The sequence below is a fragment of the Trichormus sp. NMC-1 genome, assembly GCF_001858025.1.
GTDB lineage: Bacteria > Cyanobacteriota > Cyanobacteriia > Cyanobacteriales > Nostocaceae > Anabaena.
On sequence record NZ_LZQD01000005.1, the window covers coordinates 39276 to 59928 of the forward strand.

The 20653-nt window shown below is 42.3% G+C and carries 21 protein-coding genes and 1 pseudogene; 8 read left to right on the forward strand and 14 right to left on the reverse strand.

The annotated features are described in order from the left end of the window. Window positions 1–43 precede the first annotated feature (43 nt). On the reverse strand, window positions 44–760 hold the full coding sequence (locus A9Y75_RS16405; RefSeq protein WP_071190626.1) for a pirin family protein: 717 nt from the start codon (window positions 758–760) through the stop codon (window positions 44–46). 587 nt (window positions 761–1347) lie between these two features. On the opposite strand from A9Y75_RS16405, the gene A9Y75_RS16410 reads away from it, so the two are divergent. Both A9Y75_RS16410 and A9Y75_RS16415 read left to right on the forward strand, forming a co-directional pair. After that, complete coding sequence (locus A9Y75_RS16410) at window positions 1348–4371, forward strand: valine--tRNA ligase (RefSeq protein ID WP_071190627.1); 3024 nt, start codon at window positions 1348–1350, stop codon at window positions 4369–4371. Between the two features lie 136 nt (window positions 4372–4507). Beyond that, a complete protein-coding gene (locus tag A9Y75_RS16415) occupies window positions 4508–4942 on the forward strand; it encodes a hypothetical protein (RefSeq protein WP_071190628.1) in 435 nt (144 codons plus the stop codon). Between the two features lie 96 nt (window positions 4943–5038). Here the strand turns inward: A9Y75_RS16415 and A9Y75_RS16420 are convergent, their stop codons facing one another. Both A9Y75_RS16420 and A9Y75_RS16425 read right to left on the reverse strand, forming a co-directional pair. Continuing rightward, window positions 5039–7030, reverse strand: coding sequence for an AarF/ABC1/UbiB kinase family protein (locus A9Y75_RS16420; protein WP_083389638.1), 1992 nt, complete (start codon window positions 7028–7030; stop codon window positions 5039–5041). 428 nt (window positions 7031–7458) lie between these two features. Continuing rightward, the gene (locus tag A9Y75_RS16425; RefSeq protein ID WP_071190629.1) at window positions 7459–7929 is read right to left on the reverse strand and encodes a BON domain-containing protein; all 471 of its coding nucleotides are present in this window, start codon (window positions 7927–7929) and stop codon (window positions 7459–7461) included. Window positions 7930–8496: 567 nt separating this feature from the next. Here A9Y75_RS16425 and A9Y75_RS16430 point away from each other — a divergent pair. Further along, a complete protein-coding gene (locus A9Y75_RS16430; protein ID WP_071190630.1) occupies window positions 8497–10002 on the forward strand; it encodes a HAMP domain-containing sensor histidine kinase in 1506 nt (501 codons plus the stop codon). A gap of 23 nt (window positions 10003–10025) precedes the next feature. Here A9Y75_RS16430 and A9Y75_RS16435 read toward each other — a convergent pair whose 3' ends face one another. Genes A9Y75_RS16435 through A9Y75_RS27715 form a run of 3 tightly spaced genes read right to left on the reverse strand, consistent with a single transcriptional unit; the run spans window position 10026 to window position 11741 of the window. Continuing rightward, window positions 10026–10250, reverse strand: a complete 225-nt coding sequence (locus A9Y75_RS16435) for a DUF167 domain-containing protein (protein WP_071190631.1) — start codon at window positions 10248–10250, stop codon at window positions 10026–10028. A gap of 8 nt (window positions 10251–10258) precedes the next feature. Then, window positions 10259–11536 (reverse strand): FGGY-family carbohydrate kinase, encoded by a 1278-nt coding sequence (locus A9Y75_RS16440; RefSeq protein ID WP_071190632.1) that lies wholly within the window; start codon window positions 11534–11536, stop codon window positions 10259–10261. Window positions 11537–11540: 4 nt separating this feature from the next. Next, window positions 11541–11741 (reverse strand): hypothetical protein, encoded by a 201-nt coding sequence (locus A9Y75_RS27715; RefSeq protein ID WP_236721437.1) that lies wholly within the window; start codon window positions 11739–11741, stop codon window positions 11541–11543. A 99-nt stretch (window positions 11742–11840) separates the two neighbouring features. Between A9Y75_RS27715 and psaM the strand changes: the two genes are divergently transcribed. Continuing rightward, window positions 11841–11936 carry a photosystem I reaction center subunit XII gene (gene psaM / locus A9Y75_RS16445; RefSeq protein WP_006196319.1) on the forward strand — a complete coding sequence of 32 codons (96 nt, stop codon included), beginning with the start codon at window positions 11841–11843 and terminating at the stop codon, window positions 11934–11936. A 254-nt stretch (window positions 11937–12190) separates the two neighbouring features. Continuing rightward, on the forward strand, window positions 12191–12604 hold the full coding sequence (locus A9Y75_RS16450; protein WP_071190633.1) for a hypothetical protein: 414 nt from the start codon (window positions 12191–12193) through the stop codon (window positions 12602–12604). A 215-nt stretch (window positions 12605–12819) separates the two neighbouring features. Here A9Y75_RS16450 and A9Y75_RS16455 read toward each other — a convergent pair whose 3' ends face one another. Both A9Y75_RS16455 and A9Y75_RS28595 read right to left on the reverse strand, forming a co-directional pair. Next, window positions 12820–13539, reverse strand: a complete 720-nt coding sequence (locus A9Y75_RS16455; protein ID WP_071190634.1) for a tetratricopeptide repeat protein — start codon at window positions 13537–13539, stop codon at window positions 12820–12822. A 350-nt stretch (window positions 13540–13889) separates the two neighbouring features. After that, window positions 13890–14732, reverse strand: a complete 843-nt coding sequence (locus tag A9Y75_RS28595) for a hypothetical protein (protein WP_071190635.1) — start codon at window positions 14730–14732, stop codon at window positions 13890–13892. A gap of 40 nt (window positions 14733–14772) precedes the next feature. Here A9Y75_RS28595 and A9Y75_RS16465 point away from each other — a divergent pair, with 40 nt between their 5' ends. From A9Y75_RS16465 to A9Y75_RS16475, 3 genes and pseudogenes are all read left to right on the forward strand, one after another. After that, entirely contained in the window at window positions 14773–15237 is a 465-nt protein-coding gene (locus A9Y75_RS16465; RefSeq protein WP_071190636.1) for a hypothetical protein, read from the forward strand. Between the two features lie 12 nt (window positions 15238–15249). Beyond that, entirely contained in the window at window positions 15250–15810 is a 561-nt protein-coding gene (locus A9Y75_RS16470) for a glutathione S-transferase family protein (protein ID WP_071190637.1), read from the forward strand. A 25-nt stretch (window positions 15811–15835) separates the two neighbouring features. After that, window positions 15836–16060 (forward strand): annotated as a pseudogene (locus tag A9Y75_RS16475) (hypothetical protein); the annotation flags it as partial. A gap of 81 nt (window positions 16061–16141) precedes the next feature. On the opposite strand, the gene A9Y75_RS16480 reads toward A9Y75_RS16475, so the two are convergent. The 6 genes from A9Y75_RS16480 to A9Y75_RS30410 all read right to left on the reverse strand — a co-directional run bounded on the left by A9Y75_RS16480 (window position 16142) and on the right by A9Y75_RS30410 (window position 20481). After that, window positions 16142–16633: a YajQ family cyclic di-GMP-binding protein gene (locus tag A9Y75_RS16480; RefSeq protein WP_071190638.1), complete on the reverse strand. Its 492-nt coding sequence runs from the start codon at window positions 16631–16633 to the stop codon at window positions 16142–16144. Between the two features lie 226 nt (window positions 16634–16859). After that, window positions 16860–17276: an MAPEG family protein gene (locus A9Y75_RS16485; protein ID WP_071190639.1), complete on the reverse strand. Its 417-nt coding sequence runs from the start codon at window positions 17274–17276 to the stop codon at window positions 16860–16862. A gap of 136 nt (window positions 17277–17412) precedes the next feature. Beyond that, the gene (locus A9Y75_RS16490) at window positions 17413–17916 is read right to left on the reverse strand and encodes a hypothetical protein (protein ID WP_016951795.1); all 504 of its coding nucleotides are present in this window, start codon (window positions 17914–17916) and stop codon (window positions 17413–17415) included. A 350-nt stretch (window positions 17917–18266) separates the two neighbouring features. After that, window positions 18267–19361, reverse strand: a complete 1095-nt coding sequence (locus tag A9Y75_RS16495) for a phosphotransacetylase family protein (RefSeq protein ID WP_071190640.1) — start codon at window positions 19359–19361, stop codon at window positions 18267–18269. A gap of 225 nt (window positions 19362–19586) precedes the next feature. After that, window positions 19587–19964, reverse strand: coding sequence for a type IV pilus biogenesis protein EbsA (gene ebsA, locus A9Y75_RS16500; RefSeq protein ID WP_071190641.1), 378 nt, complete (start codon window positions 19962–19964; stop codon window positions 19587–19589). 13 nt (window positions 19965–19977) lie between these two features. Next, window positions 19978–20481 carry a DNA recombination-mediator protein A gene (locus A9Y75_RS30410; protein ID WP_343232442.1) on the reverse strand — a complete coding sequence of 168 codons (504 nt, stop codon included), beginning with the start codon at window positions 20479–20481 and terminating at the stop codon, window positions 19978–19980. Between the last annotated feature and the right edge of the window lie 172 nt (window positions 20482–20653).

Here is a 20653-nt window from a genome sequence, read left to right on the forward strand (position 1 = left end):
CTTAGTTCGTTTACTAACTATCAGCACTGGGATTAATTCCTGTTTAAGCTAAGTCAAAAAGCAATATTTCGGCGTTGAGGTTGGTAGTAATTTCTAGTTGCTCTTCTCCAGTAATTTGCACTCCGTCCCCTGCTCTAAGTTCTTTACCATTGAAAATTACTTCACCTGTTGCTATTTGTAACCAAGCATAACGATGAGACTGGACGCGATAATTAATAACGTCACCTGGCTCTAAAATAGATGCATATAAATCAATATCTTGGTGAATAGTCACCGCATGATCACGTCCATCTTGTGCAGCAATTAAACGTAGTTTTCCCCGTTTTTCTTCTACAGAAAAAGTTTTTTGTTCATACCTTGGGGTTAATCCTAGGGTATCTGGTAACATCCAAATTTGCAGTAAATGCAGTTCTTCAGTTTGTGAGGGATTAAATTCACTGTGCATAATACCAATCCCTGCACTCATAATTTGTGCGTCACCAGGACGAATTACCGAACCTGTACCCAAACTATCTTTATGTTCAACTGCACCTGACAAGACATAGGTAAGAATTTCCATATCTCTATGTCCGTGAGTAGGAAATCCAGCCCCAGCAGCAATCCTGTCATCATTTATGACTCGCAGAGAACGAAATCCCATGCGGTTTGCATCATAAAAATGGCTGAAAGAAAATGTATGATAACTATCTAACCAGTCAATCTGACTATGACCGCGTGCATTTCCATCATGAATTATGTAGTTAACTGTATTTTGAGACATGATTTAACCTCACTATTGACTGCTTGATATTTAAATTTTGACTTGCAGTTTGTATCTCTTGCAACTTGCAATCTGCTGTATAATATTTCTACGAGATTTAGTTGGCGCAACTATGGCTACGCCACGCAAGCTATCACACAGAATTGGTTTAGATAAGTTTGACGTTGCGGTTACTCCACATGATCAAAGTCTTTGTTGGATTGGATTGTCGCTACAGCCAACCGACAATTTAATTCACTGGTAAACTGGCTTTGAACTATTACTATAGTAAAGTATACCCATAGATAATGAAAAGTACGCACTTATAAGTGACATACTTACCTGCAAGATACTATTAAGGTATTTCCTCCATCATTCTGGGAAAGTAACATGGCTCGCATAACATAAATAGACATCGACCTTTCTTTAAATATGCGTGACCTAAAACCCTTGTAGAGACGTTCCATGGAACGTCTCTACAATATTTACCACCAGATGTCTAATATAGTGGGTTGTTAAGAAGCCACTTCGTGTCTACGTTTTCATCAAAACCCCACCAACCCTGTGGCAAAATTTAATAGAGTCCTAAAAAACTGATTATTCCCCGCATGACCGCAACTATTCCCAATCTCCCCAGTCTCTACGAACCCTTTTCCACAGAAGCCAAATGGCAAAAATTCTGGGAAGACAACCAAGTTTACAAAGCTGACCCCAACCACCAGGGTGAACCCTACTGTATCGTCATTCCCCCCCCAAACGTGACTGGTAGTTTGCACATGGGTCACGCCTTTGAAAGTGCGTTGATTGATACCCTGGTGCGCTACCATCGCATGAAAGGACGCAATACCCTCTGGCTACCCGGAACCGACCATGCCAGCATTGCTGTACAAACGATTCTCGAAAAGCAACTCAAAGCTGAAGGTAAAACTCGCGATGATTTGGGACGGGAAAAATTTCTAGAACGGGCTTGGCAATGGAAAGCGGAATCTGGGGGTACAATTGTTAATCAGCTGCGCCGTTTGGGTGTTTCGGTAGACTGGACACGGGAACGCTTCACCTTAGATGAAGGTTTATCGAAAGCTGTTTTAGAAGCTTTTATTCGTCTGTATGATGAAGAACTGATTTATCGCGGTAACTATTTGGTGAATTGGTGTCCCGCTTCTGGGTCTGCGGTGTCTGATTTGGAAGTGGAACCAAAAGAGGTAAATGGTAATCTGTGGCACTTCCGCTATCCGCTGAGTGACGGTTCTGGTTTTGTAGAAGTGGCGACAACTCGACCAGAAACGATGCTAGGTGATACAGCAGTTGCGGTTAATCCCAATGATGAAAGGTATAAACATTTAATTGGTAAAACCCTGACTTTGCCAATTATGAACCGAGAAATCCCGATTATTGGTGATGAATTGGTTGACCCGGCTTTCGGTACGGGTTGCGTGAAAGTGACTCCAGCCCATGACCCCAATGATTTTGAAATGGGTAAACGTCATGATTTGCCGTTTATCAATATTATGAATAAAGACGGCACTCTGAACGAAAATGCCGGGGAGTTTCAAGGACAAGACCGCTTTGTGGCCAGGAAAAATGTGATTTCTCGCCTAGAAGCAGATGGGGTTTTGGTGAAGATAGAAGATTATAAACATACAGTACCTTATAGCGATCGCGGAAAAGTCCCTGTTGAACCTCTGCTTTCAACTCAGTGGTTTGTCAAAATTCGCCCCCTTGCTGATAAAACTCTCGAATTTTTAGATAATCAAAATTCTCCAGATTTCGTTCCCCAACGCTGGACAAAAGTCTATCGTGACTGGTTAGTAAATTTGCGAGACTGGTGTATTTCCCGTCAATTATGGTGGGGTCATCAAATCCCGGCTTGGTATGCTATCAGCGAAACCGGCGGACAAATCACCGACTCAACACCCTATTTCGTAGCGCGAACGGAAACGGAAGCTTGGGAAAAAGCCAAATCGCAATTTGGGGAAAATGTCCAATTAGAACAAGACCCTGATGTTTTAGATACTTGGTTTTCTTCTGGACTTTGGCCATTTTCAACTTTAGGCTGGCCAGAACAAACTCCAGATTTAGCGACTTACTACCCCAACGCCACCTTAGTTACAGGTTTTGATATCATCTTTTTCTGGGTGGCGAGAATGACGATGATGGCGGGACATTTCACCGGACAAATGCCGTTTAAAACTGTTTATATTCACGGCTTGGTCAGGGATGAAAATAACAAAAAAATGTCTAAATCTGCAAATAATGGCATTGACCCATTATTGCTAATCGCTAAATATGGAACTGATGCCCTGCGTTATACCTTAATTAAAGAAGTAGCAGGTGCTGGTCAAGATATTCGCTTAGAATATGACCGCAAAAAAGACGAATCAACATCTGTAGAAGCATCTCGTAACTTTGCGAATAAGTTATGGAATGCAGCCCGATTTGTAATGATGAATTTGGATGGGCAAACTCCAGCCCAATTGGGTAAACCTGAACCGACAGAACTCAGTGATAAATGGATTATTTCCCGTTATCATCAAGTAGTTAAACAAACCACTAATTACATCGACAATTACGGTTTAGGAGAAGCTGCTAAGGGACTTTATGAGTTTATTTGGGGTGATTTCTGTGATTGGTATATTGAATTAGTAAAATCTCGCCTTCAAAAAGATGCAGATCCCGGATCTCTCAAAGTTGCCCAGCAAATTCTTGCCTATATTTTAGAAGGAATTTTAAAACTACTTCATCCCTTGATGCCTCATATTACTGAGGAAATTTGGCAAACTCTTACTCAACAACCAGCAGAGAATCCACAAATTCTAGCCTTACAACCCTATCCTGATGCGGATGAAAAATTAATTGACCCAACATTGGAAGAACAGTTTGAATTGTTAATTAATACTATTCGCACAATTCGCAATTTACGGGCTGAAGCTGACATCAAGCCAGGGGTAAAAATCACTGCTAATTTGCAAAGTGAAAGTGAGAAGGAACGTTTTATCCTCAATGCTGGACAATCTTACATTCAAGATTTGGCCAAGGTAGAAACTTTAACTATTACTAACAAAGCTTTGATTGATGAACCTAAAAAACCATCAATTTTAAATAAATCAGCTTTCAAGGGTTTAAAAGCTATTGGCTTAATTATTGTCGGACTTGTTTTTTTTAGAGTGGGTATTATTGTTGGAAATGCAATTTTGCGTCTTCCTCTTTTTGGGACTTTCTTTGAAACCGTTGGTCTTGGTTATGCAGGTTGGTTTGTTGTTCGCAATATACTCAATGCCGAAGGTAGACAAAAGTTATTTACCAGTTCGTCTGTGCCGGTTGATAGCCAAAATATATCACAGCCAGAAGCTACTCAAACCCACGAATCAGACAATTCTATTGCTGGTGTTGTCGGTACTGTCCAAGTGGTAATTCCCTTAAAAGGTGTTGTAGATGTTGAAGCTCTCCGTGCCAAACTAGAGAAAAGTATCAGCAAAGCCGAAGCTGAAGCTGCTTCTCTAAGTTATAGACTGAGTAATCCTAAGTTTGTGGATAAAGCTCCCGCAGATGTAGTTCAAGGTGTACGGGATGCTTTAGCAGAGGCTGAGAAACAAGCAGAAATTTTGCGCGATCGCCTTCAGGCGTTGCCGTAGGTATCGCTTGCGTACTTTATAACAGGCGATTGGTGATAGGAAGAAACTTACCAATCACCAATCACCATATGCCTAACGGCAGGCTACCGCCAACACCAATTACCAATTACCAATCACCAATTACCTAATAGCGACAATGCTATACCTAGCTCAAGTACGTAAAAACGAATTTTTAGACCAGTACCAATTACACTTATTAGCAAGTCAGGAAACTGAATATTGTTGGTCAATGATTTCCGAAGAGGCGTTTATTCTCCTGGGGAAAGGAAATACCTTAAGTGAAAAAATGCTGGTGTTAGTAAAGCTTTCCCCTACAGGTGAAGTTGAAATAATTGAAGATGCTACCAAATGGGTACTGAATGTAGTGCAAACCTACCTCACAACTGGTATTACTCCAGAGTTTTTACAACAGGAAGCAGATAAAGCGGAAAATTGGCGACAATGTTTAACGTTGCAAAACCAAGATTTAGCACGTCGTTCCTTGGAATTAGAAGCCCGTCGTGAACAAATTCAAGCCTTAGAAGAAAGTCTTAACCGCGACAAAAACGATCAACAACAAAATAATTCATGAACAGTATTGAAGAAGACACGGGGACACGGGGACACCCCATGTCTAAAACCAGGGGTTATTTTGAATTTTGAATGGATTTGTCCCCAATTACCTATTTTATTCTGATGCTAACAATTGGCGAATTAACCTTGTGACAGCTTTTTGTGTAAAGCGATTAGCAATTTGTTGACCTAAATGATGCACTCTGGGATTAACAAGTATCTGAGCTACCTGAGGAGCAAGTTGAGCAGGATCAAATCCCTTAGTTTGTCGAAGAATACCCAAAATGCGTTTGATATTATCTAAGGTTTGTTGTTGTTCTAATGTAGCACCGGGCATTTCATTAACTGCTGTCAAACCTACCCTTTCTCTCAATACATAAGTAAAATTATGCATGACATTTTTGCTGAGAGCATCAATTCCGTTCACAAACTCATCGACCAACCTGTCACGAATAAATGCACCCCGTTCAGAAGACAGAAACTCTACTCCTTGATTTAATACTAAGTTCAAATCGTATTCTTGATTTTTCCGGGCATTTGTTAACAAGTTTTCTAGGCGATTCCAACGGAATTTACCATCTTTAAATAGTAACTCTTGCAATGATGTTCTTAATTCATCTGCTGGATCTGTTAACAGGCGTTTAGAAACGTAAGGATAAGCTTCACTGAGAACTTTGAAATCAGGATCGATATAAATAGCAATACCTTCCAAAGTCACCAAAGAACGAATAATTAAAGCATAGTAGGGAGGTACGCGGAAGGGATATTCATACATTAAAGCTGATAAATCATCGGTGATGCTTTTAATGTTGAGTTCGGCTACACTTGCACCTTGAGCATTAGCAAATACTCTGGAAAATGCGGGAATAATTGGTGTTAAGTCGGTTTCTGGGGTGAGAAATTCTAATTTAACGTAGTCTTTGGCTAATGAGTCAAAGTCACGGTTAACGACGTGAACGATCGCTTCAATTAAACCATAACGCTGTGGTGGCTTAATCTCGCTCATCATCCCAAAGTCAAGATAAGCCAATTTACCATCAAAGGTAGCTAACAAATTACCAGGGTGGGGGTCAGCATGGAAAAACCCATGTTCTAATAATTGACGCAAAGAACACTGTACTCCTACTTCAATAAGATAACGGGCATTTATACCCAGATCCTGAAGTTCTTGTGCTTGGGTTAATTTAATCCCATTAATCCACTCCATCGTCAACACACGACGATTGGTGTATTCCCAGTAAATTTTCGGTACATATATGTCTTGCATATGACCGTATAATTGAAAAAAGCGTTCAGCATTTTCGCCTTCGTGGATATAATCCATTTCTTCAAAAATGCGATCGCCCAATTCATCCAAAATCCCGACTAAATCACTGCGTACCCGTTTGACTTTTCTCTGCACCAAACCAGCCAAATAGCGCAAAATATACAAGTCAATAGCGATACTTTCCCGCAAATCTGGACGCTGGACTTTAATCGCCACTTCTTCCCCAGTTTTCAGCTTACCTTTGTAAACTTGTCCTAAAGAAGCCGCTGCAATTGGCTCAGTGGAAATTTCCGCGTAAATATTCTCTGGGGTTGCTCCTAGCTCTTCTTCGATAAACTGGTAAGCGATTTCGTTAGCAAAAGCCGGTAATTGATCTTGTAGTTTAGTTAATTCTTCCAGATACACCGGAGGAACTAAATCCGGCCTGGTAGACAAAGCCTGTCCAATTTTGATGTAAGCAGGCCCCAATTTCGTTAGCAAAATTCGTAATTCAATAGCTCGTCGGCTATCATTTTTGACGACAATTCCCCGTTTTTTATCCCACCATATCCCCAAAACAAAGGAAAAAATTGGTTGTAAAACTGCCAAAATCCGCCGAAAAACCTGCCAAGGTTTACTTTTGTAATAGGCGCGTATCTCTTCAGGATCATAAAGCAGCATCTCTGGTTCAGCTTTAGCTGTAGCTAGTATTGTCTGTTGTTGAGATGCTGAAAATCTTGGCGAATTGTTAACCAAGGTTTGTGTAACATTTTCTGGTACTACTTCAATCACGGACAATTCGCCTGCGTGACTGTCCTCCGGACTTGATCGGTAACTAGGGGGAAGTGTCTTAACTATCATGAAGAAAGCCACCGGGTTGATGAACGTTGTTAAGTATTGTAACAATATATTGCCATTTCCGCATATCCCCAACAGGTAGAAACCGGAATCGGAGATTGAGATGATTTTTTGAGCAGAAGACGTTAAAACTCTTATATTGCAAGTATTATAGCCTTTTTTCTCTTTAGTTTATTTATACCAAATTGAAAAATGATTGTGACAGATGCATAGCCCAAAACCATTACCTGTCTGTGTTTCAGAATCTAAAATCCTACCTATTCCCTATTCCCTGATTCCTGCTGTACTATAAGCAAACGAAAAACAGGACTTACCATAAATGTAAATCCTGACAAGTTTCGATATCGATTTCAGAAATGATTTTTGCTCAAATAAATCATTCCGTAAAACAGGCAAGATGCCTGTCAAGTATAACTTTGTGATTTATAAGTTTATGGCTTTTGCACAGGTGTAACTTTTGCTTCTACCTTAACGCTTTTCACACCTTTGACTTCCTTAACCAAAGTTTCAGCTTTTTTGAGTTCTTCAGAAGAAGTAGCTGCACCTTTGAGGATAATTTCACCTTCTTTATTCTCTACTTCCAACTTATTGCTAGGTAAAGCTTCTTTTAACTTTTTGCTAACTTCAGTTTTCAAGTCGCTGGTAGCTTTGGTAGCCCCAGGAGTAATTTTTGTAGTTGTGTTTCCTGGTGTAGTTGTAGCTTGTGGTGTGGTTGTAGCTGCTGTAGTAGGTTGAACAGTTTTATCTGTAGTTTGTGTAGTTTCAGACGCGGGTTTAGCTGGTACTGAAGGAGATTCATTGGTTGTACCAGGAGTTTCTGAACCAGTTTTAGGAGCTTCTTGGCAACCAACAACGCCCGCTACTAAAATGCCACTAACGAGGAAAGGAATTAGTTTTTTCATGTTTATCTCCCAATTGAGTACTTGAAGCGATTTACTGAGTGTGTGATGCCCAGGAGCGAATCTTAAAACAGAAATTAAACACAAGAAAAAATTAGTGCTTAAGCAAGCACCGGATTTGTAGAAAATTGAAACTAGGACAACTTCTGTCGGCTCAAATCCATTAGCCTATACCGACAAACACCAATTCAATTTTCTGGATGGTTACAGACTTGTGGAGACTGGTATTTGGCAAAAGACTCTCTATTGACATGAGTTAGAGTCTTAGCCGCTTTTTAACGGTAGATCATGCTGTCCCACATAGGTCACTTGATGTTATCAGATTTGGAGCAGTTTGACGCATCTTCCATCAAAATTTTATAAACTGTGGGGTGATAGGGGAAAAGGTAATTGGCTGACTTCATACTCCCCTCTGCTTGATAATTATGAATCCAGGGGAAATTTCGCCTTAATTGTTCGGTTCTACGACTGTCATTAGTACAGAAATCACTATAACCTCGTAAGTATGTAGTGCAATGTCTGCTTTAGCTGCCGTCAGACGCTATTGAATCAACGAAGGGGTGAAAACCTGTGTACGAATGGATCTTGCCAAGTTTGAGGGAAGTTTTAGCCCAGAGCCAATCAAGTATGGCTGATTGTTCATCTGCCAAAGCCGAGCAGCAATGGCGCATCAGTTTGGCAGCTACAGAACATCTACTACTCAATTCTTTAGCCACAACTTCGTCTGACATCACTCAAGGTTTAGTTTTAACTGCACCAGCACCCTTATTTAGTCAACCAAAACTGACTCAAAGTTTACAAACAGTAACTTTTACAGCAAAACCTTTTAATCCGTTGGCTTTGATGCCCTTTCACATCTCACCAGCAATTGCGGGGAGTGTAGTACCAGAAGTGATGTCTTCTCTCCCAAACGCTACGCGAGTGACAGGCTGCGGCTACGAACCTGATGAAATCAATCCCGATGAATCTATCTTACCTTTATTACCTGCTGATCCTCTGGGATCAGAGCGATTTTGCTTGGTATTCACAGAAAAATTTAGATTAGTTCTGGTTTTGTCAGAACACAAAAGCGGTAAAAAAGAATTTTTATTTTCCTTTGAACCAGAGGTAGTGCAGCAGGCTTGGCGATCGCTCGGCGCTAGGGTAATCTTGACTAATCCAGAATTATTTGCTGAGTTAGACGATTTAGTCGAAAAGTACGCCCCAGTTGCACCAAACTATCACACTATAATTCAATTTAGCCAGTTGCTGCTTCAGGAATTAGCAGAGCCAGAAGCGGATAAAGTCACACATATTTCTCCTATTTCCCCACTTCACCATATTTCTGTTTCCCCGTCAGCAAAACCATCCTCTCGTCCCGATGTAGAATTACTACAAGCCTTTGCTCACGAAGTCCGTACCCCACTAACAACAATTCGTACTTTGACTCGTTTGTTACTCAAGCGAAAGGATTTACCTACTACTGTAATTAATCGCTTAGGAGTTATTGATCACGAATGTACTGAACAAATTGATCGCATGGAGTTGCTGTTTAAAGCAGCTGAATTAGAAAATTGTGCGGCAGCTAAATCTGCAAATACACATCTAACGCCCATGTCTCTAGATCAAGTATTGCAGCAAAGTATTCCTCGTTGGCAACAAGCTGCAACTCGACGAAATTTAACTTTAGATGTGGCTTTACCTCAGCAATTGCCAACGGTGGTAAGTAATCCCGCTATGCTAGATCGGGTACTGACTGGCTTAATGGAAAATTTTACCCGTAGTTTACCTCCCGGTAGTTCTATTCAAGTTCAGGTTAGTCCAGCAGGTGATCAACTCAAGTTACAATTATCTCCTCAATTGGATTGTCACGATTCAACCAGAACTGCAACACTACCAATTCGTAAATCTTTAGGTCAATTATTAATGTTCCAACCGGAAACAGGAACAATTAGTTTAAATATTGCGGCAACGAAGCATCTGTTTCAGGCCATTGGTGGTAAGTTGATTGTGCGTCAGAGTCCTCGATGTGGAGAAGTGCTGACGATTTTCTTACCTTTAGAAGTTAGTAAGAACGAAAAAGTAAGAATTAAATAATTTAGCTTTGCCTATAAAATATTCTATACATCATCAATTTCTACGAGTTTTTGTCGAGATGATAAACCTGACTTAATTCTGATATAGGATTTGGGTACATCAAAATTTGCTGCTAATAGCTTAATTAACTCTTCATTGGCTTTACCATCAACTGGTGGTGATTTTAAATTCACAATTAAACTACCATCTTCCTGTTCTAAAATTTTCTGCTGTTTGGAATTTGGTTTAACTTTCACTTTTTTTTGCATAATAAAAATTATAGCGATCCTAAATAAGAAGTTCCTAATTTCTGCATTGCCAAAAGCGCCGTCCCATAAGCTGCTTCTGTGTTTGTAGAGGCAGTAACAGGAACTTTTAAATATCTACCTCTAATACCCATCCAAGCAGAATTCGCTGCACCACCGCCAGCAGTGTAAACACGAGTTAATTGATCAGCACCTAAATTTTGTAATAATTCATAACCTTGCGTTTCTATCCGCGCCATACTTTCTAACAAGCCATGTAAAAACTCTCCAGGATTGTCTGGCCGGGGTTCTAGTCTTGGAAGTAGTTGGGGATCATTAATGGGAAAGCGATCGCCTTCCTTCAACAAGGGATAATAATCTAATTCACTCGGTTTTGATACATCAATATTCCGACTGAAGCTGACTAACTCTTCATCAGTGAAAAAATTCTTTAACACTGCACCACCTGTATTAGAAGCACCCCCAGTCAGCCACAAATCACCTAAACGATGGCTATAAATTCCATATCGCGCATCTTCTACACGGGTACGACTCAAAAGTTTGAGTACCAAAGTAGAACCTAAAGAAGTTACTGCTTCCCCCGGCAATTTTGCCCCACTAGCTAGAAAAGCGGCAATGCTATCAGTTGTCCCAGCACACACCAAACAATCACGCCGTAAACCGAATTTAGAGGCAATTTCTGGACGTAATTCGCCAATGGGAGTACCAGGTGCTAAAACCTGCGGTAACTGAATCGGAATTTGCAATTTTTCCAGCCATTCTGGATATTGGAACTTTTCCACGTCATAACCTAGCTTTAAAGCGTTGTGATAATCGCTGATGCCTAATTGTCCATGCAGTAGAAAAGCCAACCAATCGGCTTGATGTAGTAAATATCTAGCTTGGCGAAAAGAAGGTAATTGCTGCATCCACAAAAGTTTGGCAAGACTGGAAGTTGCACTCAATACGGTATGGTTGGGTGGTGCAATGTTGATCAAATCCTTTAACACCATTGATCCCCGTGCATCGTTGTACAACAATGGCGCATCTACAGGCTGACCAGTTTTATCGGTGAGTAAAATAGTGGATGAAGTACCGTTGATAGCGATCGCCCCAATTTGTTGCCCCAATTCCCCTGAAATTGCTGCTAACAGCCTCCATAACGCTTTTTCCCAACAAGTTGTTACCCAGTCAGCATCAATCGCCATTTCCCAGGGATAACGCATCTGGGACAAAATCCTAGCTTCATCATCAATCACCACACCCCGTGCGCCGGAAGTACCAAAGTCAATACCCAAGTACAAAACCATAAATTCACCTGTTTACGAGTTCATGAAGTAGAAGCAGGGCGCAGGGTGCAAGGGGTAGAAGGTTATTATTTCTCCCCATCTCCCCATCTCCGTGTCTCCCCATCTCCGTGTCTCCGTGTCTGCCATCTCCCGATCTCCGCGTCTCCTCATCACCCCGTCTCCCCATCATGGTTTTTGTTGCATCTTGTAACAAGATATTCCCCAATCTTGGCAAAACAGTGAAAAGTAGTAAACGAAGGTTAACAGCTAGTTAGCTTTTTTGGATCGGTTAATCATCTAGTTTGACGTTAGGAGGGTTTCCACCATGCCTATATCTGATACTCAAGTGTACATCGCTCTAGCTGTGGCTCTAATTCCAGGCATTCTAGCTTGGCGTTTAGCTACTGAACTTTATAAATAAAGCCCAGATGTGACACGTTCACAAGACTAATCACCTTGGCAGTAGAGGGTACATTTTCCCAAGGCTTGAGGCTTTAAGCTGTGAGTTACGTTGGCGAAATGTACCTGTATACGCCAGGTAATTTTTTTTTAATCATGTAACACTGTAGAAATTTTCAAAAAATGGAGTAATATGGCAGCTAAATCAAGCCGCAATTAGCGCCAGTTTGCTTTTGACGGTGCTTCCCTTCAACCAGCGAGGCTCTTTTTAGCATCATGAACGCGTTTCAACCATCCAGACCTCCGCTACACCCAGTAGAACCACGTCGTCGATCTTTACCTCGACCAAAAAAACATCTTCGCCAACGTTCTTACCAGGTGATGGCGCTGGAAACCACAGCCAAGATAACTGTTAACTTGGTCATTGCTACAGCAGCAGTATCTGCCTTGGTACAACTTTTGCCTTATCACTGGTTACAACAAGACAAGTTGCGAGAAATTCGCACAGAAGTCAAGCTGGTAGAAGGACGTGTCAATACTTTACGAGCAGAATTTAGCCGCAACTTTGATCCCCAACAAGCTAAGAGTATTAGGCAAGAACAATCATACCGATTTGATCCCAGTCAGCGACAAATAGTGCTGATTAATCCAGATCGAAAAGATGCTGAACAATCAGATTCCAAGCCTTAAGGTAATTTAAGGTGGTTTGTTCTTTTAGTTCAGCATAAAACTCCTGACTCCTGAGTCCTGACTCCTGCTGTATTTATGTTCCATAAGACAATCTGGATTCCCTCTTTTGCGGGAATGATCTATTAGCAAATCAGCCCATAGGTCTGCTATTGACCAATTCAAAGTTAAAAAATTATTTTTTAGGAATTTTTAAACCTGTGTTAAAAAGCTGCCAATCAGTTGACGTAAGGATTCAGCAACTCGTTTAACCAGCTTTCCAGTTGTAACCGTAAGCGGTAAGCAGAAATATCCTGACTGGTATCGAGGGAGGTTAGATGTGTCAGGGAGCGGTAATAATCAGCGATCGCACAATTCCAGTCACCCCAAAGATGATAAGTTCTACCGCGTTCAGCCCAAATATGACCTTGTAGCTGACCAAACAGCAGTACAGTCTCAAAATTTTCAATTGCCTCCGCGTACTGCCCCAATTCACGCAAAGTAATGCCACGGTTAATCCAAGCGCGAACATGGCGAGGATTCAAATCTAGGGCTTGATCGTAGTCAGATAGGGCGGCTACTAACTCCCCAGCAGCAGCATAGTAATTAGCCCGGTTATTATAAGCACTAGCCAACTTGGGATTCAGTTGCATTGCTGTGTTGTAGTCGTACAGGGCTTTTTGAGAATCACCACTTTGAAAATAAATCAGCCCTCGGTTGTTGTAATTAACTGCATTGTCGGGATGATTGTCAATAAGTTGGCTTAACAAAGCGATCGCTTCAATGTAATCTCCTTGTTGAGCTAACTTCAAAGCACAAGACCGTAAGTAAGTATTCTCTATATCTGATTCACTGTTACGTTTTGCTTCAGCAATTTGCGTATATAAAGTTTTTTTACTCAGGGACTGGCAACGTTGATTTTGTTGACTACCAGAAGCTAGAAAGGAGTGATGATCCATATTTTTCTGCTTGAGCTATTTGCTCGGTGAAATAAAATTATAGTTTTTCGCCTATGAGTGGGTTTAGAACTGTGTCACTTTTTCAGTAGTCTTTTTTTTGCTGAAAGAACTGAATTGAACCTAGTCTGAAAAATTTCTGAGTGCTTTAGATAACTGGAAGGCAATTTCCCGCAAGTTGTGCTGAGTAAAAAATGCCAGTTCCTAGTCTTTAGCCCTTAATTCCTTTTTCCTCGGTTCTGGTGTACCCAGTTGATAATGGCTACTTAAATCTAGTTAGCCATAAACCCAATAATATATACTTCACCCTCAAGTCTAATTCCCGAAAGAATTACATCAATCTCGAAGACTAGTCAAGTAGTCAGAGTAACAACTTGGTAGAATGCCAACAAGACAGAAATTGGGTGATTGGTGTGGGCGGTAGCCGTTAGGCATATGGTGACAGAAAATAGGGAATAGGGAATAGGGAATAGGGGCAGAAAGTAATAATTTCTCCCCAACTCCCCAACTCTCCAACTCCCCAACTCCCCAACTCCCCAACTCCCCAACTCCCCAACTCCCCAACTCCCCAACTCCCCAACTCCCCAACTCCCCAACTCCCCAACTCCCCAACTCCCCAACTCCCCAACTCCCCAACTCCCCAACTCCCCAACTCCCCAACTCCCCAACTCCCCAACTCCCCAACTCCCCAACTCCCCAACTCCCCAACTCCCCAACTCCCCAACTCCCCAACTCCCCAACTCCCCAACTCCCCAACTCCCCAACTCCCCAACTCCCCAACTCCCCAACTCCCCAACTCCCCAACTCCCCAACTCCCCAACTCCCCAACTCCCCAACTCCCCAACTCCCCAACTCCCCAACTCCCCAACTCCCCAACTCCCCAACTCCCCAACTCCCCAACTCCCCAACTCCCCAACTCCCCAACTCCCCAACTCCCCAACTCCCCAACTCCCCAACTCCCCAACTCCCCAACTCCCCAACTCCCCAACTCCCCAACTCCCCAACTCCCCAACTCCCCAACTCCCCAACTCCCCAACTCCCCAACTCCCCAACTCCCCAACTCCCCAACTCCCCAACTCCCCAACTCCCCAACTCCCCAACTCCCCAACTCCCCAACTCCCCAACTCCCCAACTCCCCAACTCCCCAACTCCCCAACTCCCCAACTCCCCAACTCCCCAACTCCCCAACTCCCCAACTCCCCAACTCCTAAATTTAAATTTTGAGTAAATTTGACGATGACAACAGCAATTTCTTATTCCAATGCGAACGATCTCACAACCGATGATTACATTGTGATCGGCTTGGCAACTTGCTTTTACAAAGATGATGGAGAAGTGCATCAAATTGAAGTTATAGAGCCTATTCCCTCAGCCGCATTAGAAGCGATATTAAAAGGCATTCCTACATCCTACAAGCTTGCCTATGCAACAACTTTAGGATCTATATTGGACGGTGATACACTGGTTATGCCTAATGGAATTCCAGAGTCAGCACAGTTCGGAGATGAATTTGTGCTAAGGGCATTTTCCGCTGCTCGTACCTACAAGCGTCGTCAATCAGCCCAATTATTTATCCCCGTTGGTGCAACCAAAACCGATTTTAATTATTCTACGGAACGGAAACGAGTACTAAATGCTGCCAGAGTTGTCAGCAAAGAAGACAACGTTAAACAACATTCCCACACTCACAAAGTACTTTGATTTTAGGTAATTATGTTGAAACTTTACGGTGGCGCTTTTAGTCGTGCATCAATCATCAAGTGGTATTTAGAGGAACTGGAAATTCCTTATGAATTTGTGATGCTAGATATGAAAGCTGGTGAACATCTACAGCCTGAATACTTAGCAATTAACCCTGTAGGTAAAGTTCCTGCAATTGTTGATGGTGATTTTAAACTGTGGGAATCTGGGGCAATTTTGTTGTATCTTGCTGAAAAATATGGAAAAACTGCATTTTCACTAGAGGAACGCGCCATATTTTCCCAGTGGGTATTATTTGCCAATTCCACCTTGGCTACAGGTATTTTTATCGAAGCCAATCGAGAAAAGGAAATGCCCCGCTTATTGACTCCTCTAAATGAAATTTTTGGGCAGCAACCTTTTGTGCTGGGTGATGAATTCACTGTTGCCGATGTAGCTGTGGGATCTATGCTCGGTTATATTCCCATCATGCTGAAGTTAGACTTAAGCTCTTACCCAGCCGTTTTGAACTATATTAAACAAGTTTCTGAACGTCCGGCGTTTCAAAAAAGTATCGGTGCAGGACGCGGTTAGAAGCAGGGGGGCAGGGGGCAGGGCTTATCACTGGTTACAACAAGACAAGTTGCGAGAAATTCGCACAGAAGTCAAGCTGGTAGAAGGACGTGTCAATACTTTACGAGCAGAATTTAGCCGCAACTTTGATCCCCAACAAGCTAAGAGTATTAGGCAAGAACAATCATACCGATTTGATCCCAGTCAGCGACAAATAGTGCTGATTAATCCAGATCGAAAAGATGCTGAACAATCAGATTCCAAGCCTTAAGGTAATTTAAGGTGGTTTGTTCTTTTAGTTCAGCATAAAACTCCTGACTCCTGAGTCCTGACTCTTCTTAGTCCCCGGTCCCTAACGATAGTTTGTAAATTGCAAAGCCACAGGAAAGTCTTCTTGTTTCAGACGCTGAATCACAATTTGCAAATCGTCTTTAGCTTTAGCAGTTACTCGCACTGCATCACCTTGAATTGAGGCTTGTACCTTTTTGAATTCGTCACGAATCAATTTAGAGATTTGTTTGGCAATTTCTTGGCTGATGCCTTTTTTGAGGGTGATTTCTTGACGGAGGCGGTTCCCACTGGCAGATTCAACTTTGCCAAAATCAAATATTTTTTGAGAGAGGTTGCGTTTGGCGGCTTTTTCGCGCAGTATGCCGTGTACAGCCTCTAAAGTCATATCACTGTCGGTACTAATGGTAATTTTGTCTTCACCTAGCTCAACAGTAGTTTGAGTATCTTTGAGATCGTAACGGCTTTTGATGTCTCGCACCACTTGATCAATAGCATTGACTAATTCTTGGCGGTCAAAGTCGCTCACAATGTCAAAAGAAAAAGTAGAAGCCATAGATTTTAAATGTGAAATGTTGAATTTGGTAATGAGTAATGGGTAATGGGTAATGAGTAATTGGTAATTGTTTTTTTTGGCGTTGCATAATTGCGGGATGATTTGAGAATCTGCAAGCCCTATATAATCACCGCGTCTCAGTGTCCCCGCGTCCCCGCGTCAGCCTCAATCATCTCCTTATTCAGCAACGCCATTTTTTTCTATTCCCCAATCACCTATTCCCGAATCACCTCTGTTGCATGATACTCAAGTAGAAGAGGGTTGCAGAGCTAAAAGAGCCAATACCAAACATGAGCGAGCGCAAAAGGGGTATATTCAAAATATAAAAAATAGAGTATAGCAACCGAGCGGGAATAAAAGCGAGCGCCGCCATTACCGCCATAGAAGAATTCACCCCTGTGACATAGGCCATGAGTGCGGCGGCGGCAAAAATCATAAACGCCTCAAAGGAGTTTTGGTGCGCCCAGGTGGCTCTTTGAGCATAAGGTGGCAATTTATCAAACATGGCGCGAGGAGCAGAAATATCATACCCAATTCGCGCCCTTGCATAAGCTACCAACAAAAACGGGGCATAGATGAGAACTGCGGCAGCCGCAATAGAGTACAAAAAAACAGCAGGCATGGGTAGTTGCAATAGGGACATCAACCGAATGAATAGTGTTAGTAGTTTTTGCTTGGTGAGCGTAAAGGGATACTGGGTAATTTAGAAAAATCATTACCCAGTAACCATTGGTAATTTCCCATCTCTATCATTAGCTATGTGGAGACTACGTTGCACTTTAGTCAAAGTAGAACAGTGTCACCACTTTTCTTTGCTCTTCTGCCTCTCCACAAGTTTGCAGTAGGGTACGACTGTCGTGAAAAGCAAAGCAGATCAGTTGCTGACAACGGGAGACAATTTCTTTATTGCATAGGTAACTTGCCTCAGCTAAAGACAGATTGTCATTACTGGGATTTTCTACCAAATGCATTACCTGCTCAAGTTGTTGGCGAGATTCATGGGGCTGGCGTTCCAAACTTTGGGGCAGAATTACTGTTAATAAGTTTGGGTCAGCCCTGGTTGCTCCCCGGATGGCAGCGGAATTACTGCCTGTAGCACCAGAGGTAATGATGCGATTGCCCGATAAAACTAGGGCATATGTCATCATTTCAATGAGATTCTGATGAGTAATTGGCACATGACGAGAACCCAACAAGGCAATTCGCTTAGAACCCGTTTGCTGGATTGTCGCCAGTTCTTGCGCTAATGTATCAAGGTTGATGAGGTCTGTTGACTGGCTCAAAGATAGACATAATCAGATTAAACGACCCAGATATTCTACCAAAGAGCGTGTAGGTGCGAAGCCTACTAGAGTTACAGATTGCTACGTTTTCCAGATTATTTTGCTAGTAACTAACTCTTTTTCGATAGCTGCGTGTCAAATCAGGTAAAAATACGCAGCCGCCTCACAGGTCATACCAATTGCAAACTTGATGGCGATAGATGGAATAGCCAAAATCTTATCTAGTAAGCCTTTGACTATGCAAAATCGAAAATCTAAACTCGAAAATGGTATGAGTTGATTGCTGATGATCGGATGAAAGGTAGGACTTACGCCGTAGATTCACTAGTAATTTTAGTAACTTAATCTGACTATGACAAAGCCGCTGCTGGGTTTAATCCTAGTTGAGACAATAAACGGTCAATGTCAAAATGTTCGGACATTAATTGACGAATGCACTCTACTTTCAGAGGTTCATGGACACGGACTTGACCAAAGGCGCGGTCAACAATTTCCACTGTGGTGAGGGTGTCGAGGTCAACAGACAAGATCGGGATTTCTAATTCTTCGGCGCGATTGAGAATAAAGGCGGGAGGTGGTAATTTTCCGGTGAGGATCAGGCATTGAGTAGAAGTTTCTAAAGCAGCTTGCTGAATTTCCACGCGATCGCCCCCGGTGACTACGGCCTTATTCCGGCGTTTGCGGAAATATTTGACTGCTGAATTCACATTCATCGCCCCAATTGCCAGAGTTTCCACCAATAAATCTAAGCGATCGCTACGACAGAGAACTTCTGCATTTAACTGTTTTACCAGTTCGCCGACGCTGACGCTACGAAGCAAGTCGCTTTTCGGCAACATCGCTAATACAGGAATCCCCTGCTGTTCTAAAAATGGGCGTAAGAGATTATTGCCTACTTCTAATTGTTCAGCAGGAACTTCATTGATCACAACACCAATCAAGCGGTCGCCTACAAGCTGCTTGGCAGATAACAGAGCTTCAACAGAAAGCAGAGATTTATAACGATGTACCAGCAGTACATCAGCATCCAAGGTTGCCGCTACTTGCAGCAAGGACAAGCCAAACAAGTTGCCTTCTGACAAATCACCAGCACCCTCTAACAGCACCAAATCACCACGGGGTATTTGTAAATATTGCTGCACTAGAGACTGCTGATAATTAGTTGTGTCTTCGCCCCGTAAGCGTTTTTGGACAGTGACTTCATTTAAAGCTAACAAAGTCTGAGCAACACGGTTTTCCGGAAGTTGGAGGCTGTGAGTAATAAATTGGACATCCTCTTCGAGTATCGTTTCACCAGCAGCATTCAAACAAGTACCTAGGGGTTTGCCGTAGGCTATATCCAGTCCTTTTTGCTTTAACTGATGAGACAAACCTAGAACTGTTGCGGATTTACCACTGTAAGTCTCTACTGATCCAATCAGCAAATATTTAGCAGATGTTGGCACGCCATGCACTCCTAATTTGAAACGTCTGTTGAACCCAGCTAGGTGTTTTCTAATTTTAGTTGCTTCTGATGGCCGGCGTTATGAATAAATTAGTTTGAGATATTTGTTGAGATTCGAGGGCAGGGAGGGGGGAGTAAGGGAGCAATGCCAAAAAGTTTTCTTTTCTTCTGCTTCTTCTCCTGATATCCATTCACCCTACCGCCCCTACCTCTTGTCTCCTGTCCCTTATTCTTCTACACGCAGCAACTTGCGGTAAAAAGTTTGGGAAAAATCACTAATGCGGTGGCGCTTATAGTTTTCCATTAGTTCAATTAAAAAATTAATAAACTCAAAACTTGCCATCATGACTTCATAACTTAATTCAGCATTGCCATCAAACTGGATTCGGCAACGGGTTAAGTCTGAGGGCAGGGTAGCAACATTCCAGGTAGCGACGAAGGGAACATTATCACTCCCTTCTATTTTGCGATGTCCCTCCAAGACACCTTTTTGATAAAGGCTGATGGCATAGGGCAAGAAAGTGCGCTTGCTACCCTGAATGTAAGGTAAATAAACACTAGCTTGTTGCGGAGTTACAGGCTGGAGTTGGTCAATAGACGACATTTTTAAATATTCCTCAACTTAGCTGATCACTGGAGATGTATTCTTTTTCATCTTTAGTATTCCCATAAAAAAGGGTATTCATACACACTATCAGTAAATATAAGTAGCCATCATGAACTGCGTACACCAGGACACATGAAAAACTTCTTATTCCCCTCATCGCTTGCGGTGAACCAGCGCTGTAGGCGGGTTTCCCACCATGCATTACCTGCTCAAGTTGTTGGCGAGATTCATGGGGCTGGCGTTCCAAACTTTGGGGCAGAATTACTGTTAATAAGTTTGGGTCAGCCCTGGTTGCTCCCCGGATGGCAGCGGAATTACTGCCTGTAGCACCAGAGGTAATGATGCGATTGCCCGATAAAACTAGGGCATATGTCATCATTTCAATGAGATTCTGATGAGTAATTGGCACATGACGAGAACCCAACAAGGCAATTCGCTTAGAACCCGTTTGCTGGATTGTCGCCAGTTCTTGCGCTAATGTATCAAGGTTGATGAGGTCTGTTGACTGGCTCAAAGATAGACATAATCAGATTAAACGACCCAGATATTCTACCAAAGAGCGTGTAGGTGCGAAGCCTACTAGAGTTACAGATTGCTACGTTTTCCAGATTATTTTGCTAGTAACTAACTCTTTTTCGATAGCTGCGTGTCAAATCAGGTAAAAATACGCAGCCGCCTCACAGGTC